Source organism: Streptomyces sp. NPDC087300, from assembly GCF_044744425.1.
In the GTDB taxonomy this organism is placed as follows: domain Bacteria; phylum Actinomycetota; class Actinomycetes; order Streptomycetales; family Streptomycetaceae; genus Streptomyces.
This window is the reverse complement of record NZ_JBIUYI010000002.1, coordinates 741,821-756,707: the sequence shown is the minus strand read 5'-3', so window position 1 is coordinate 756,707 and position 14,887 is coordinate 741,821. Positions and strand designations below refer to the sequence as shown.

At 71.2% G+C, this 14,887-nt stretch carries 15 protein-coding genes; 9 read left to right on the top strand and 6 right to left on the bottom strand.

The window, feature by feature from the left end:
- Nucleotides 1-106 precede the first annotated feature (106 nt).
- The 5 genes from ACIO9J_RS09025 to ACIO9J_RS09005 all read left to right on the top strand — a co-directional run bounded on the left by ACIO9J_RS09025 (nt 107) and on the right by ACIO9J_RS09005 (nt 5,044).
- Complete coding sequence (locus ACIO9J_RS09025; protein ID WP_401994842.1) at nt 107-1,087, top strand: ABC transporter ATP-binding protein; 981 nt, start codon at nt 107-109, stop codon at nt 1,085-1,087.
- Nucleotides 1,088-1,090: 3 nt separating this feature from the next.
- Nucleotides 1,091-1,861, top strand: coding sequence for an ABC transporter permease (locus ACIO9J_RS09020; protein ID WP_401994839.1), 771 nt, complete (start codon nt 1,091-1,093; stop codon nt 1,859-1,861).
- A 53-nt stretch (nt 1,862-1,914) separates the two neighbouring features.
- A complete protein-coding gene (locus ACIO9J_RS09015; protein WP_401994836.1) occupies nt 1,915-2,733 on the top strand; it encodes a hypothetical protein in 819 nt (272 codons plus the stop codon).
- Nucleotides 2,734-2,876: 143 nt separating this feature from the next.
- Nucleotides 2,877-4,058 carry an ABC transporter ATP-binding protein gene (locus ACIO9J_RS09010; protein ID WP_401994833.1) on the top strand — a complete coding sequence of 394 codons (1,182 nt, stop codon included), beginning with the start codon at nt 2,877-2,879 and terminating at the stop codon, nt 4,056-4,058.
- 146 nt (nt 4,059-4,204) lie between these two features.
- Nucleotides 4,205-5,044 (top strand): ABC transporter permease, encoded by an 840-nt coding sequence (locus ACIO9J_RS09005; RefSeq protein ID WP_401995926.1) that lies wholly within the window; start codon nt 4,205-4,207, stop codon nt 5,042-5,044.
- A gap of 28 nt (nt 5,045-5,072) precedes the next feature.
- Here ACIO9J_RS09005 and ACIO9J_RS09000 read toward each other — a convergent pair whose 3' ends face one another.
- A complete protein-coding gene (locus tag ACIO9J_RS09000; protein ID WP_401994830.1) occupies nt 5,073-5,405 on the bottom strand; it encodes an ATP/GTP-binding protein in 333 nt (110 codons plus the stop codon).
- Nucleotides 5,406-5,615: 210 nt separating this feature from the next.
- Between ACIO9J_RS09000 and ACIO9J_RS08995 the strand changes: the two genes are divergently transcribed.
- Nucleotides 5,616-6,650 (top strand): LLM class flavin-dependent oxidoreductase, encoded by a 1,035-nt coding sequence (locus ACIO9J_RS08995; protein ID WP_401994827.1) that lies wholly within the window; start codon nt 5,616-5,618, stop codon nt 6,648-6,650.
- A gap of 73 nt (nt 6,651-6,723) precedes the next feature.
- Here ACIO9J_RS08995 and ACIO9J_RS08990 read toward each other — a convergent pair whose 3' ends face one another.
- Nucleotides 6,724-7,116: an SCO5389 family protein gene (locus ACIO9J_RS08990; protein WP_401994824.1), complete on the bottom strand. Its 393-nt coding sequence runs from the start codon at nt 7,114-7,116 to the stop codon at nt 6,724-6,726.
- A gap of 242 nt (nt 7,117-7,358) precedes the next feature.
- Between ACIO9J_RS08990 and nucS the strand changes: the two genes are divergently transcribed.
- Complete coding sequence (gene nucS, locus ACIO9J_RS08985; protein ID WP_401994821.1) at nt 7,359-8,030, top strand: endonuclease NucS; 672 nt, start codon at nt 7,359-7,361, stop codon at nt 8,028-8,030.
- Between the two features lie 289 nt (nt 8,031-8,319).
- Here nucS and ACIO9J_RS08980 read toward each other — a convergent pair whose 3' ends face one another.
- From ACIO9J_RS08980 to ACIO9J_RS08965, 4 genes are all read right to left on the bottom strand, one after another.
- Nucleotides 8,320-10,788, bottom strand: coding sequence for an ATP-binding protein (locus ACIO9J_RS08980; RefSeq protein WP_401994818.1), 2,469 nt, complete (start codon nt 10,786-10,788; stop codon nt 8,320-8,322).
- A gap of 208 nt (nt 10,789-10,996) precedes the next feature.
- On the bottom strand, nt 10,997-11,320 hold the full coding sequence (locus ACIO9J_RS08975; protein ID WP_030792181.1) for an STAS domain-containing protein: 324 nt from the start codon (nt 11,318-11,320) through the stop codon (nt 10,997-10,999).
- Between the two features lie 197 nt (nt 11,321-11,517).
- Nucleotides 11,518-12,366: a 3-hydroxyacyl-CoA dehydrogenase family protein gene (locus ACIO9J_RS08970; protein WP_401994814.1), complete on the bottom strand. Its 849-nt coding sequence runs from the start codon at nt 12,364-12,366 to the stop codon at nt 11,518-11,520.
- 203 nt (nt 12,367-12,569) lie between these two features.
- On the bottom strand, nt 12,570-13,211 hold the full coding sequence (locus ACIO9J_RS08965; protein ID WP_401994811.1) for a TetR/AcrR family transcriptional regulator: 642 nt from the start codon (nt 13,209-13,211) through the stop codon (nt 12,570-12,572).
- Between the two features lie 101 nt (nt 13,212-13,312).
- Here ACIO9J_RS08965 and ACIO9J_RS08960 point away from each other — a divergent pair, with 101 nt between their 5' ends.
- Both ACIO9J_RS08960 and ACIO9J_RS08955 read left to right on the top strand, forming a co-directional pair.
- Nucleotides 13,313-14,104, top strand: coding sequence for an ATP-binding cassette domain-containing protein (locus ACIO9J_RS08960; protein ID WP_401994808.1), 792 nt, complete (start codon nt 13,313-13,315; stop codon nt 14,102-14,104).
- 17 nt (nt 14,105-14,121) lie between these two features.
- Entirely contained in the window at nt 14,122-14,877 is a 756-nt protein-coding gene (locus ACIO9J_RS08955; RefSeq protein WP_401994806.1) for an ABC transporter permease, read from the top strand.
- Nucleotides 14,878-14,887 lie beyond the last annotated feature (10 nt).

The window sequence follows — 14,887 nt, the reverse complement described above, 5'->3', positions numbered from 1 at the left end:
TCCGCCGTGGCTGGTCGCGCAGTTCCCCGCGCCCCTTTCAGGAGCGCCCCGGCCCCCTGCCACTTCTGAAGTGGCAGGGGGCTTTGTCACGTCTTAGCGTGGCCGCATGATCGAGCTAGCGGGGTTGACCAAGCGGTACGGCGAGAAGGTCGCCGTCAACGACCTGACCTTCACCGTGCATCCCGGCATCGTCACCGGCTTCCTCGGTCCGAACGGCGCGGGGAAGTCCACGACCATGCGCATGATGCTGGGCCTGGACAATCCGTCCGCCGGCGACGTCCGCATCGACGGCAAGCGCTACTCGCAGCTGAAGGACCCCCTCACGTACATCGGCGCGCTGCTCGACGCCAAGGCCATGCACGGCGGCCGCAGCGCCTTCAACCATCTGCTCTGCCTCGCCCAGAGCAACGGCATCCCGCGCGGCCGGGTCGCCGAGGTCCTGGACACCGTCGGCCTCACCGCCGTCGCCAAGAAGAAGGCCAAGGGCTTCTCGCTCGGCATGGGCCAGCGCCTGGGCATCGCGGCCGCGCTGCTCGGCGACCCCGAGATCCTGATGTTCGACGAGCCGGTCAACGGGCTCGACCCCGAGGGCATCCACTGGATCCGCAACCTGATGAAGTCCCTCGCCGCGCAGGGCCGCACGGTCTTCGTCTCCTCGCACCTGATGAGCGAGATGGCCCTCACCGCCGACCACCTCGTCGTCATCGGCCAGGGCCGCCTCCTCGCCGACATGACGATGTCCGACTTCATCCGGCAGAACTCCCGGTCGTACGTCAGGCTGCGCTCCCCGCAGCGCGAGCGCCTGCTCGACGTGCTGCACGAGGCCGGCATCACCGCCGTGGAGGCGGGCAACGGCACGCTAGAGGTGGACGGCACGTCCGCGGAGCAGCTCGGCGAGCTCGCCGCGGGCCATCAGCTCGTACTCCATGAGCTGAGTCCCCAGCAGGCCTCGCTCGAAGAGGCCTTCATGCAGCTCACCGCGGAGTCCGTGGAGTACCACGCACACACCGACCACGAGGGCGTGAGCGCCCCGCCGCCGCCCACCGGGGGCTGGGGCGACGGCTGGCAGCAGCGGAAGGACGCCTGAGCGATGGCCGCGACGCAGGTACTGAAATCGGAGTGGACCAAGATCCGCTCGGTCTCCTCGACATTGTGGACGCTCGGCCTCGCCGCGATCGTCACGGTCGCGCTCGGCATGCTGATCAGCATCCTGTCGAAGAACGACTACGACAAGCTCGACGCCAAGGACAAGCTGACCTTCGACCCGACCTACACGAGCTTCGCGGGGATGTCCCTGGGCCAGCTCGCGCTGATCGTCTTCGGGGTGCTCGTCGTCTCGAACGAGTACAGCACCGGCATGATCCGCACCTCGCTCGCCGCGGTCCCCCAGCGCGCCACGTTCCTGTTCAGCAAGGTCCTCGTGGCCACGCTGCTGGCGTTCGCGGTGGGCCTGGCCACCAGCTTCATCACGTTCTTCGTGGGGCAGGCGATGCTCGGCGAGCACAAGGCGCGGATCGGCGACGCCGGGGTGCTGCGCGCCGTCATCGGCGGCGGGATCTACATGACGCTCATCGCGGTGTTCTCGATGGGGGTCGCGGCGATGCTGCGCAGTCCGATGCTGTCGCTCGGCATCCTGATGCCGTTCTTCTTCCTGATCTCCAGCATCCTCGGCAACGTCTCGGCGACCAAGAAGATCGGCCGCTTCCTGCCCGACCAGGCCGGCAGCAAGATCATGCAGGTCAAGACGCCGTTCGACGACGACACCCCGTACGGGCCCTGGGGCGGTATCGCGATCATGCTGCTCTGGGTCGTCGCGGCGCTGCTCGGTGGGTACGTACTGCTGAAGAAGCGGGACGCCTAGGGCCTGATCCGAACGGCGGGCCCCGGAGCCCGCACCCGAGCACAGGGGGGCGTGTGACCACTCAGGACCGCGGGCTCGCGGCGCTCGGCCTCGACGGGGTTCCCGCGCTGCAGCCCCTGACGTACCCGGGCCGCCCGGTCACCGCCCCCTCGCTGCTGACCGGCACCGAGCTGCTGCCGCTGCGCGTGGGGTCCGGCGGGCCCGGCGCGTGGGCCGTCGAGGGGGCCGCTCCCCGCCGCTCGCTCGACGCGGTCCTCACCGGCCTCGGTCAGGCCCCCGTCGCCGGCCGGGTGCCCGTCGTCGCCGTCGGCTCGAACGCCTCACCGGGGCAGGTGTCCCACAAGCTCGCGCGGCTCGGTCTCTCCGGTGCCGTGCCGATGGTCCCCGTACGGCTGCGCGGCATCGGCGTGGGCTGCTCGGCGCACATCGGCAGGGCCGGGTACGTGGCGGCCGCCCCCTATCCGGACCCCACCGCGTGCCGCTCGCTCGTCGTCTCCTGGCTCGACCCGGCGCAGCTCGCCGCGGTCGACGACACGGAGCTGCCCAACTACCGGCGGGTGCGGCTGTCCGGCGACGCGTACGGGATGGCCCTGCCCTGCGGCGCCCGGCTCGAAGAGGCGTACGTCTACGTCAGCGCGCGCGGACTCCTCGCCGACCCGGCGACGGGCCGGCCCCGCCCCGGCGGCGGCGATCAGGCGACCCTGCTCGGCGCGCTCCTTGCCGCCTCCCCGGCCCTGCGCGCGCTCCTCGGGCCCGACGCGGCGGCCTGGGTGCGGCGGGCCGCGGCGGACGCCGCACTGCGCGAGCGGGGCACCCAGCTCTTCGCCGCCGCGGGCTGGGTGCTGCCGTGGACGGAGCTCACGGTCCTGTGACGCCCCGTCACGCCCTGCGGCAGCCGGTCCCGCGGCGGACGCTTTTACTTGCTCTTGGCTGGAACCGTCAGCTCCCCGTTATCCTCCTAACCCTTACGGGGGCGTGTGCCCCGACGTCCTGAACCATTCGATGGGTGCGGAGAATGATCGAGGCAGTCGGCCTGACGAAGCGCTACGGCGCCAAGACAGCCGTGTACAACCTTTCCTTCCAGGTGCGGCCCGGTACCGTCACGGGCTTCCTGGGCCCCAACGGCTCGGGCAAGTCGACGACGATGCGCATGATCCTCGGGCTCGACGCCCCCACCACGGGCCAGGTGACGATCGGCGGCTACCCGTACCGCAAACTCCCGAACGCGCCCCGCCAGGTCGGCGCGCTGCTCGACGCCAAGGCCGTGCACGGCGGCCGGCACGCCCGCAACCACCTGCTGTGCCTCGCACAGCTCTCCGGCATCCCGGCCCGCAGGGTCGACGAGGTGCTCGGCGTCGTCGGTCTCCAGGACGTCGCGAAGAAGCGCTCCAAGGGCTTCTCGCTCGGCATGGGCCAGCGCCTTGGCATCGCGGCCGCGCTCCTCGGCGACCCGCAGGTGCTGCTCTTCGACGAGCCGGTCAACGGCCTCGACCCCGAGGGCATCCTCTGGGTCCGCAACCTGATGAAGTCGCTCGCCGCCGAGGGCCGCACGGTCTTCGTCTCCTCGCACCTGATGAGCGAGATGGCCCTCACCGCCGAGCACCTGATCGTGATCGGCCGCGGCCAGCTGCTCGCCGACATGAGCGTCACGGACTTCATCTCCGCCAACTCCGCGGACTTCGCGCGGGTGCGCACGCCGGAGACCGAGCCGCAGCAGCGCGAGAAGCTGACGGCCGCGCTGACCGAGGCGGGCGGCCAGGTGCTGCCGGAGCTGGACGGCGCGCTGCGCGTGACCGGCCTGCCGCTCCCCCGCATCAGCGACCTCGCGCACGGCGCGGACGTCCGCCTGTGGGAGCTCTCCCCGCACCAGGCCTCGCTGGAGGAGGCGTACATGCGGATGACGCAGGGCGCCGTCGACTACCGCTCCACGGTCGACCAGCGCGCGGGCCTCCAGCAGCCGCTGCCGCCCGGCGCGCCGCTGCCGGGCCAGGGCCAGCCTCCGCTGCCGGGGCAGGGTCAGCCCGGCTGGTACGCGCCGCCGCCGCCCCAGCAGGGTGGTCAGCCCTTCGCGATGCCGCAGCCGCAGGACGGGCAGAACCCGTACGCCGCGGCGCCGCAGCAGCAGCCCCAGGCCGCGGCTCCCGCCCCCGACATGACCAAGCGCGCCACCGCCACCGACAACGAGGACGCACGATGACCACGCCTCCGACTCCGCAGCACCAGCCGCAGGCGCAGCAGCCCCAGCAGACGTACGCCCCGGCCGGTGCTCCCGCACCGCAGGGCGCGCCCGCACCGCAGGGCGCCCCCGTTCCGCAGGGCGCCCCCATGGCGCACGCGGCCCCGCTGGCTCCGCCGCCCGCCGCCCCCGCGCCGCCGTCCGCCTGGCAGCAGGCGATGGCCAACGCCTACACCTCGCCGATCCCGGTCACGAAGACCCACCTCGGCAACGCGCTCTCCTCCGAGTGGACGAAGATCAGGTCGGTCCGCTCGACGATGTGGACCCTGGGCACCTTCCTGCTCCTGGTCGTCGGCATCGGCCTGCTCGCGGTCGCGAACACGGAGCCGCGCGACTACGCGGACATGCCGTTCACCGTGCCGGCCTTCTTCGGTCTGATGCTCGGCCAGATCTGCCTGATCACGCTCGGCGTCCTGGTCACCTCGTCCGAGTACGGCACGGGCATGATCCGTACGACGTTCACCGCGTCCCCGCAGCGCCACCGGGTGCTCACCGCGAAGATCCTGATCTTCTTCGTGGTCGCCTTCGTGGTCTCCGCGGGCTCCATCCTGCTGGTGGGCCTCGCCGGATCCGCGGCCAACAGCGGTCCCGAGGCGGGCGACGTGCCGTGGGCCGGCACGGTCCTCAAGGGCGGTCTGTACGTCTCGCTGCTCGGTGTGCTCGCGCTCGCCGTGGGCTCCATGCTGCGGCACTCCGCGGGCGCCATCACCGCCATGCTCGGCGTGGTCCTGGTCCCCGCGATCATGCCCGCGTTCCTGATGATCTGGGAGAGCACGCAGTCGCTCGGCGAGAAGATGAACGACTACAACGCCATCACCGCGCTCGCCAAGATCTTCGGCGCGGACAGCGCGGACGCCGGTGGCGGTTCGCAGCTGACGCTGCTCGCCGTCGTCACGGCCGCGGGCGTCGCGGGCGCCTTCGCCCTCCTGGAGAAGCGCGACGTGTAGCCGTACGGACGTACGCGCCCTCGCCGGGCTAGTACCTCGGAGCGTTACGGGACCGCTGCACCCGCGTGGTGCGGCGGTCCTTCGCGTTCCAGCACGCCTTGTGCCAGTGCCTGCGCTCGTCCACGCCCGAGTGCGCGGGCCAGGCCACCACGTGCGCGAGGCCCCCGGGGATCTCCTGGTCGCAGCCGGGGCAGCGGTAGCGCTTGCCCGCCGCGCTCGCGCCCGCCACGTGGCGTACGCTCCACTCCTCGCCCTGCCAGTTCTCCGAGCGCTCGAAGCCTCCGTAGCGGCCAGGCTGTTCCGCGTCGGATGACGGACTCGACTCTCCGGCGCCCTTGGGGCGGTTGCGGCGCGGGGACACAGGACACCTCACGGGCTGTACGGCGATCAGGGGTGTGACCAGCCTACGCGCCGGGCCGACGGGTACCCGTCCCCCACCGACCCCCACAGGCCCCCTGGCATTGCGCAGAAAATCCAACAATCTTCATGCCAGGCCGTGCCTTTGGCACGTGTCATGCGTTGTTGCCCGTAGGGGGAGTGCCTGCGTCGGCGCCAAGGAGGCAGGAGTTTCATGCGTGTAGGTAGTTTTGTTCTGGCCGCCCAGTTCCCCGGACAGGGGCAGGGGGAGGCGCTGCACCGGGCGGTGCGGTCCGCCGAGGTGGCCGAGGAGGCGGGTCTGGACGCGGTCTGGCTCGCCGAGCACCACTTCGTGCCGTACGGCACGTGTCCTTCGGCGGTGACCCTCGCGGCACTGCTGCTCGGGCGCACCCGGCGGATCCGGGTCGGCACGGCGGTGAGCGTCCTGCCCACCGTGCACCCCGTCGCACTCGGCGAGCAGGCCGCGCTGCTGCACCTGACGTCCGGCGGACGCTTCTCGCTCGGTGTCGGACGCGGCGGGCCCTGGGTGGACCTGGAAGTCTTCGGCTCCGGTCTGGAGGCGTACGAGAAGGGGTTCCCCGAATCCCTCGACCTGTTGCTCTCGTGGCTGCGGGAACCCCGGGTGGAGAGCGCGGGCGAGCGGTTCGCCTTCCGTGAGGTCGCCGTCGTGCCGCGCCCGCAGGAGGCGCTCGGCGGCCAGGACGACAGCGGCCCCGAAGTGGTCGTCGCGTGTACGTCGCCGTCGAGCGTGCGGCTGGCCGCGCAGCGCGGTCTGCCGATGCTGCTCGGCATGCACGTGGGCGACGTCGAGAAGGCCGAAATGGTGGCCTTGTGGAATCGGCACGCACGTGCTGCGGGGCATACGCCCGAGGAAATCGCCACCGCCGCCCATGTGTCCGCCGGGGTCGCCCAGATCGCCGACCGGCGTCTGGAGGCGGCGGAGGTGTTACAGAAAGCGATGCCCGGCTGGCTCAAACAGGGTCTCGACGCCCATGTCACGGTGGACGGCCGCAAGCGGGCCATGCGCGATCCGCTCGCCTACACCGAACTGCTCTGCGGGCTGCACCCCGTGGGCACCCCGCAAGTCTGTGCCGACCGGCTCGCCGCCACCTCGGAGCGGACGGGCATCACGCGCTTCGCGCTGCTCGTCGAGGGTTCGGGCGATCTCGCCGCCACCGAGGAGAACGTGCGCAGACTGGGCGCCGAAGTACTGCCCCAGCTCACCTGAGGCCGGCCTCGCGCTGCGGAGCTGCCGCTCCGGACTGAAACACCTCCCGCGTACGGAGCGGCAGCAACAGGCGTCAGCAGTCGCGCAGTTCGGGTGACTGGTTGAGCAGCTGGCCCCGGATCGACGTGAAGCGGGCGAGCCGCTCGTCCACCGACGGGTCCAGCGGGAACACCGCCACACGGTGGCAGTTCTGGAATGCCAGCCGTACCCCGAAATGCCGCTGCAACGCGCCACGAATCGCGTCACTCGCGAGCGCGCGCAGCAGCTGTCCACGGGCCTGCTCGTCCGGCGGCGGCGTCTGGTTGTCGGCGAACTGTCCGCCGTCGACCTTCAGCTGGGCCACCAAGGAGCTGATCATCTCCCATGCGTAAGGCAGGGAGGTCCGGACGCAGTCGACGAATTCCGCTTCGTCCACCTCGCCTCGCTCGGCCTGTTCCAACAGTGCCGGTGAGACGTCGAGCGACATGGGTTCTCCTCTCGCACCCCCGGGGAGCGGGGGCTTACGGACAGGGAGGGAGTCCGCATACGCAGCGTGCACGGATGACGACCTCCCGCTTCTACGGTAGGCAACGGGCGGTAACGGCACCAGGAGATTGGGCGCATAACCGGCCAGGATCGAACAGGTTCATCGCCGGACAAGTCGTGCGCGTGACAGAGACGGGCGGGCGAATCGCGTGCACCGGCCCCGGTCGAGTAGCGTTGCGCCCCATGCGTCTCGTCATTGCCCGATGCTCCGTGGACTACGCGGGCAGGCTCACCGCCCATCTCCCCTCGGCCCCCCGCCTGATCCTCGTGAAGGCGGACGGCAGCGTGTCGATCCACGCGGACGACAGGGCCTACAAACCGCTCAACTGGATGTCTCCGCCCTGCACCTTGAAGGAGGGCTCGGGGGACGACGCCGGTGTGTGGACCGTCGTGAACAAGGGGGGCGAGAAGCTCATCATCACGATGGAGGAGATCCTGCACGACTCCTCCCACGAACTGGGCGTCGACCCCGGCCTCATCAAGGACGGCGTGGAAGCACACCTTCAGGAGCTGCTCGCCGACCGGATCGAGACGCTGGGCGACGGATATTCGCTGATCCGCCGCGAGTACATGACGGCGATCGGCCCGGTGGACATCCTCTGCCGCGACGCCGACGGGCAGACCGTCGCCGTCGAGATCAAGCGGCGCGGCGAGATCGACGGCGTGGAGCAACTCACGCGCTATCTGGAGCTGTTGAACCGCGACCCGCACCTGGCGCCCGTCAGGGGCATCTTCGCGGCCCAGGAGATCAAGCCGCAGGCCCGGGTGCTCGCCACGGACCGCGGCATCGGCTGCGCCGTCCTGGACTACAACGCGCTGCGCGGCATCGAGGACGACAAGCTGCGGCTGTTCTGACCCGTCGTACACGTTCTCGTACGCATACGGAGAGGGCCGGGTCCACCAGGACCCGGCCCTCTCCGTATGTGTGTACCGCGTCTGCCGCCTAGGGTCTTTCGTTTGGATCAGGCCGGATCAGGGAGCGGGGTCTGGTGCGTGCGATCGCAAGGCGGAGGAGGGCGGCAACGCGGAGCGTTGGCAACCGACGACAACGCCGGAGGGGGCACCTCCCTGCTCGAGCGAAGCCGAGAGCTTGGGGGAGGGCGTGCCAGACCCCGCGAGCCCGGCCTGATCCAAACGAAAGGCCCTAGGCCGTACCGGACTCGGCCGGGGACTGCGGCGCGCTGCTCGCGGGGCCGCTCGCCGACGTCGAGACGTCGGGCGAGGACGGCGGGGCGTCGCTCGTGGGCGGCGTCGTCGGCGGGGTCGTGGGCGGCGTGGTCGGCGGGGTCGTCGGCGGCTTGGTCGGCGGGTCCGTCGGCTTCGTCGGCTTGTCCGTCGGCTTGGTGGGCTTGTCGGTCGGCTTGGTCGGCTTGTCCGTGGGCTTCGTCGGCTTGCCGCTCGGCTCGTCCGACGGCTTGCCGCTGTCGCTCGGCTTGCCCGAAGGATCCCCGCCGGCGCTCGGCGTGGGGTCGTCGGAGGTGCCGACGACGCCGTCCTTGCCCGGGTCTTCGGGACGGCTCGTGGAGTCCTTCTGCGGCTTGTCGGCGTTGAGGCCGTCGCCGTCGCGGTCCTCCTTCGCGGACTGCTCCGTCTTGACCTTGTCGCCCTCGTGCGGGTCGTTCTTGTCGGAGGTGGCGCCGAGCGTCACGACCGTGCCGAGCACGGCGGCGAGCAGGGCGCCCGCGCCGGCCGCGATGAGGTTGCGCCGGGTGCCGCTGATGATGGAGCGGCGGCTCGGCGCGGGTCCCGCGCCGACGGCGGGGACGACGCGGCTGGTGACCAGGGTGTCCGGCTCCGGCGGCGGTTCGGGCAGCGCGAAGGCGGCCGGGACGCCGCCGGGGGGCGACGCCGACTCCTCGTAGCGCGCGTCGGGCACCTCGTCGCCCGCGGTGGCGCCCCCGACGGGCGGCATGCCGCCCGTGCGGTCGGCGACCAGGGCGAGGGCCCTGCGGCCCGAGATCATGCCCCGCTTGTCGGCGAGCGCGCCGCGCAGCCCGATGGAGGCCTCCAGCTCGGCGCGGGCCCGGTCGAGCTGTCCGCCGCAGAGCGCGAGGATGCCCAACTCGTGGTGGAAATAGGCCTCTTCGGCGACTTCACCGGCGTTGCGCGCGGCTTCCTGGCCGGACCGCAGGGCACGCTCCCAGGCGCCCCAGTCGAGCCCGCCGGCGAAGGCGGGCGCGGCGGTGCGGGCGAGCAGCACGGCGGCGCCGCTCGCGGGGGCCACCAGGGCGGCCAGCGCGGCGAGCACGGCGTCCGCCTCGGCGGCGACCCGCTCGGGGGTGACCGAGGGGTGTCCGGCCCACCAGGCGTAGTGCTGGGCGGCAGCCTGGGCCTGCCCGGTGGCGTCGTCGGCGTATCCGGCGCTCTCCAGCTGGGTGCGGACCCCGGCGGCGAGGCGGTAGTGCGCGCCGACCGCGCCGACCAGGGCGCAGCTCACCAGTTCGGCGAGGGCCGCGTCCGCGTGGGTGTCGCCCACCAGGGCGGGCAGGTGCGCCTGGTGCGGCAGTTCGCCGCCGAGCCCGACGGCGAAGCGCAGCGTGGCGCGGGCGGACGGGCTGAGCCGGGCGGCGAGCAGGGCCGCGGGCGCCGCGCCGTCGGCGAGCGAGGGCAGCGGTACGTCGTCGCCCTCGACGGCGTCGAAGGGCGCGTCGACCGGGGTCTCCGCGTAGTAGCCGTACTCCTCGAAGGCGTGCGGGTCGGCGCGCAGCTGGTCGCGCTGCCGGAGCAGGGCGCCCGCCTGCACGAAGCGCAGCGGCAGCCCCTCGGACTCGAACCACAGGTCGCCCGCCCAGTTGGCCTCCTCGTCGTCGAGGACGCGGCCGACGACGCGTTCGAGCAGCTCCAGGCTGCCGCCGCGGCCGAGCCCGCCGAGGAACACCTCTTCGAGGTGGGACGCGGCGGACGGCGCCGCGACGTCGGGCGTGGTGGAGACGATGAAGGCGCACTCGGGTGTCGCGTCGAGCAGCTCGTCCAGGCCCGCGCCGCCGAACTCCAGGTCGTCCAGGACGACGACGGCGCCGATGTCGTGGACGAGTTCGAGCAGCTGGGCGCGCTCGGGGCGGTGCAGCGGTGCGTTGTAGACGTGCGCGAAGAGGTCGTGGAGCAGCTCCATGGCCGTCCTGCGGTACCCGGAGAGCCGTACGACGCCGTCGGGCGCCAGGTCGGCGCAGTCGTCCGCGACGGTGTTCAGGAGCGTCGTGCGCCCCGATCCCGCGGGTCCGGTGAGCCGCACGGAACGGCCGCGCGCGAGCAGGCGTACGAGCCGCTCGCGCTCCTCCTGGCGCTCCAGGAGCGGCAGCCTGGGCAGCGCGGGCCCCGGCGGCACGGGCGGCATCGCGGCCCTGCGCAGTTCGGCGCGCTCGGTGGCGGTGCGCTTGGTGGGCCTGCCCGGTCGCTCGCCGGGCGGGCAGGGCTCGATCTCGCTGCCGTCCACGGGATTGACGGTCAGCAGGAAGTCACCGGAGACGAGCTGCACGGTGCGGGCCAGCGCGGGTGCGGGCTGGCCGAAATCCGGTGTCATGGGATCGCGCGGCGGGCGCGCGGGGCGCGCCGATTCGTCGTCGTTGAAGCCGTCGTGGCCGTACTCTTCCGGTCCCCGGTTCATCGGGTCCATGGTCTTAGCCCCCCAGATGCGTGGTGTGCAGAGCCCCCTCCGGCCTTCGTGCACACTGCGCTGTCGCTTCTGGTCCGGTGCCCCCGTGCGGGTTCGTATATCGGTGGGCGACCGAACCCTAGACCTTTGCTCAGTATCTACGAGAGGGCGGGGTACCGCCCCGCCCGAGACGTCACAGTCTCGTGAGGATTGTGCGTGAGGTGCGGGTTCAGGCTCTGGGGAGCGATTCGACGCCGATGCCGCCCTCGATGGCGAGGATCCGGTGCAGCCGGGTCGCCACGAGGAGGCGCTGCATCTGGGGCGGCACGTGGCGCAGCACGAGTCTGCGTCCGCACCGGCCTGCCCTGCGGTGGGCGCCCATGATGACGCCGAGTCCCGTGGCGTCCCACGAGTCGAGTTCGGACAGGTCGAGCACCAGGTCGCCGGCTCCGTCGTCGACGGCCGAGTGCAGGACCGTACGGGCGTCCGCCGCGCTGCGTACGTCGAGGCGTCCCCCGACGACCAGCTGGGCCTGGTCGCCCCTGATGTGCATATGCGCTCCCCGAGAGTGCTGTGTCTGCTGTGTCGTCTGTTGCGTAACGCGTTCTGCGTATGTCACTGCAACTGACTGCCGCGCGGGCAAGGAAGTTGCCGTCTGTAAGCGAACCGATACCGAATTCACTCCGAGGGGTGACCCGCGAGGCGACGAAGCGTCCGACGAGGCGTCAGGCGGCGTACGTCAGTACTGGTTCAGTGCTTGTAGAACCCCTGCCCGCTCTTGCGCCCGATGTCACCGGCGTCAACCATCCGGCGCATCAGCTCCGGCGGCGCGAACTTCTCGTCCTGGGACTCCGTGTAGATGTTGCTGGTGGCGTGCAGCAGGATGTCGACGCCGGTGAGGTCGGCGGTCGCGAGCGGCCCCATGGCGTGCCCGAAGCCGAGCTTGCAGGCGATGTCGATGTCCTCGGCGCTGGCGACGCCCGACTCGTAGAGCTTGGCGGCCTCGACGACGAGCGCCGAGATCAGCCGGGTGGTCACGAAGCCGGCGACGTCGCGGTTGACGACGATGCAGGTCTTGCCGACGGACTCGGCGAACTCACGGGTGCGGGCGAGGGTTTCGTCGCTGGTCTTGTAGCCGCGCACGAGCTCGCAGAGCTGCATCATCGGGACGGGCGAGAAGAAGTGGGCGCCGACCACGCGCTCCGGACGCTCCGTCACGGCCGCGATCTTGGTGATCGGGATGGCGGAGGTGTTGGAGGCGAGCACGGCGTCGTCGCGCACGAGCTTGTCGAGCGTGCGGAAGATCTCGTGCTTGACCTCCAGCTTCTCGAACACGGCCTCGACGACGATGTCCGCGTCGGCGACGGCGTCCAGGTCGGTGGTGGTCGTGATGCGCGCGAGGGCCGCAGCGGCGTCCTCGGCGGCGAGCTTGCCCTTGCTCACGAACTTCTCGTACGACGCCTTGATCCCGTCGGTGCCACGGGTCAGGGCCTCATCGGTGACGTCGCGCAGGACGACGTCCCAGCCCGCCTGGGCGGAGACCTGTGCGATGCCGGACCCCATGAGTCCGGCTCCGATGACGGCGAGCTTCCGTGCCACTGTTCCGACTCCCCTACCGCTTATCACGCTTGGCTTACACGCTGTTTACGTATGCCTCTTCGGCGCACGTTAGCGGTCGTGAGGGCGCCTGTGGCGGTGAAGAGATGCGCGTCACGCCCGCCCGTCACCCGACCACCGCCCCTCAACGAGGCCCTTCGGGCCAAAGCGCCCCTTTTCAATGACGGACATCACACCGGTACGGATCATTTGGCGCCACGCACCGCGTAGTTGAGGACTTTCTCGCTGAGCAGGTCCTCCATCTCGTCGAGCAGCGCCAGGGCTTCGCGCGAGACCTCCGCGGGCTTGCGGCACTTGGTCATCTCGTCGCCGATCCAGGCCATGAGCGTGCTGTGGACCCAGGAGAGCTGGCCCGCGACGAGGCCGGGCAGCGGGTCCCCCTCGGCGGCGCCGGTCTCCTCGGCGAGGGTCGCGGTGAGCCGCTCGACGGCCTCCTGCTGGATGGCCCAGAGCCGGGAGCGCAGGGCGTGCGCCTCGGTGATGACCTTCATGAAGTCGGCCCAGCCGGGGAAGAGCCCGACGGTCGGCGACACGGCCTCCACGTCGACGCGCAGCTCGCGCAGGACGGCGTCGGCCGCGGACTCCCGTGCGCGGCGGCCGCGCACATGGCGCGAGAGGCGGTCGACGATGTCGCCGCCCCGGTCGAGGAAGAGGTCCTCCTTGGCCGGGAAGTAGTTGTAGACCGTGTTGACCGAGACGTCAGCGGCGTCCGCGATCTCCGCGATGGTCACGGTCACGAAGCCGTGCTCCAGGAAGAGCCCGGTCGCGATGTCCGAGATCCGCTGCTTGGTCTGCCGCTTCTTGCGTTCTCTGAGCCCCTCAGCCATGGCCCCATCGTAGGCCGCTGCCTAGGGAGCCTGAAAACTTGGCGTCACACCAAAACTTGGTGGCATTGCAAAATTTAAGAGACTCTGTTTTTGTGGTCGCCATGGCAATCATCAGTACCTCCGGGCTCGCCCGGACCTTCCTGACCAAGGGCGGCCCCGTCGAAGCCGTGCGCGGCATCGACCTGCGCGTCGAGCCCGGCGAGATCCTCGGCTTCCTCGGCCCCAACGGCGCGGGCAAGACCACCACGCTGCGGATGCTGACCACGCTCCTGCCGCCCACGGGCGGGGCCGCCACCGTCGCGGGCCACGACCTGGCCCGCGATCCCGAAGGCGTGCGCGCGAGGATCGGGTACGTCGCCCAGTCCGGCGGCGTCGACCTGAGCATCTCCGTACGCGAGGAGCTGGTCACCCAGGGCCGCCTGTACCGGCTGACGAAGGCTCAGGCGGCCGCGCGCGCCGAGGAGCTGGCGCGCGACCTCGGCCTGACCGAGCTGATGGAGCGCCCCTGCGCCGCACTCTCCGGCGGCCAGCGCAGGCGCCTGGACATCGCCCTCGGCCTCACCCACCGGCCCGAGGTGCTCTTCCTCGACGAACCGACCACGGGTCTGGACCCGGGCAGCCGCGCCGACCTGTGGAAGCTGGTGCGGCGGCTGCGCGACGAGCACGGCACGACGGTCTTCCTCACCACCCACTACCTCGACGAGGCCGACGAGCTCGCCGACCGCCTGGTCGTCGTCGACGCGGGCGTGGTGGTCGCCGAGGGCACCCCGAGCGCACTCAAGCTCCGGTACGGCGGCTCGATCGACGCCACCCTCCAGGACACCTTCCTCGCCATCACCGGGCGCCCCATCGCCCCCGATGCGACCGCCGACACGGCCCCCGTCGCCGTCTGAGACCCCAGGACCCCTCGATGCCCGCACTGTTCTCCGACATCGCGCTGATCTTCGGCCGGTACGCCCGGCAGACCCTGCGCTCCAAGTTCCAGATGCTCTTCGGCGTCCTGACGCCGCTGCTCTACCTGCTCTTCTTCGGGCCGCTCCTGGCCGATCTGCCGCTCGGCTCGCGCGGCGACTCCTGGCAGGTGCTCGTGCCGGGGCTGCTGCTCCAACTCGGCCTGTTCGGCGCCACGTTCAGCGGCTTCGCGCTCATCATCGAGAAGCAGTTCGGCGTCGTGGAGCGGATGCGGGTGACGCCCGTCAGCCGCCTCGCGCTGCTGCTCGGCCGAGTCCTGCGGGACGCCCTGCTCTTCGTCTTCCAGTCGGTGCTGCTGGTCGTCGCGGCCCTGCTGATGGGGCTGCGCGCGCCGGTCGGCGGCATCCTCATCGGATTCGCGTTCGTGGCGGCGCTGAGCGCGGGGCTCGCCTCCCTCTCGTACTCTCTCGCGATGAAGGTCTCCAAGCCGCACGAGTTCGGGCCCGCGGTCAACGCCATCAGCCTGCCCTCGATGCTGCTCTCCGGCCTGATGCTGCCGATGGCGCTCGCGCCCACCTGGCTCGACGTGCTCTCGCACTTCATGCCGTTCCGCTATCTCGTCGACGCGGTACGGGCCGGTTACGTGGGCGGATACGGGACGGCGGCCATGCTGTACGGCGTCCTGACGGCGGTCGGCTTCCTCCTGGTTTCCGTGACGGTGGGCACACGGGTCTTCAAGAAGGCCGGAGCCTAACTACGCTGGC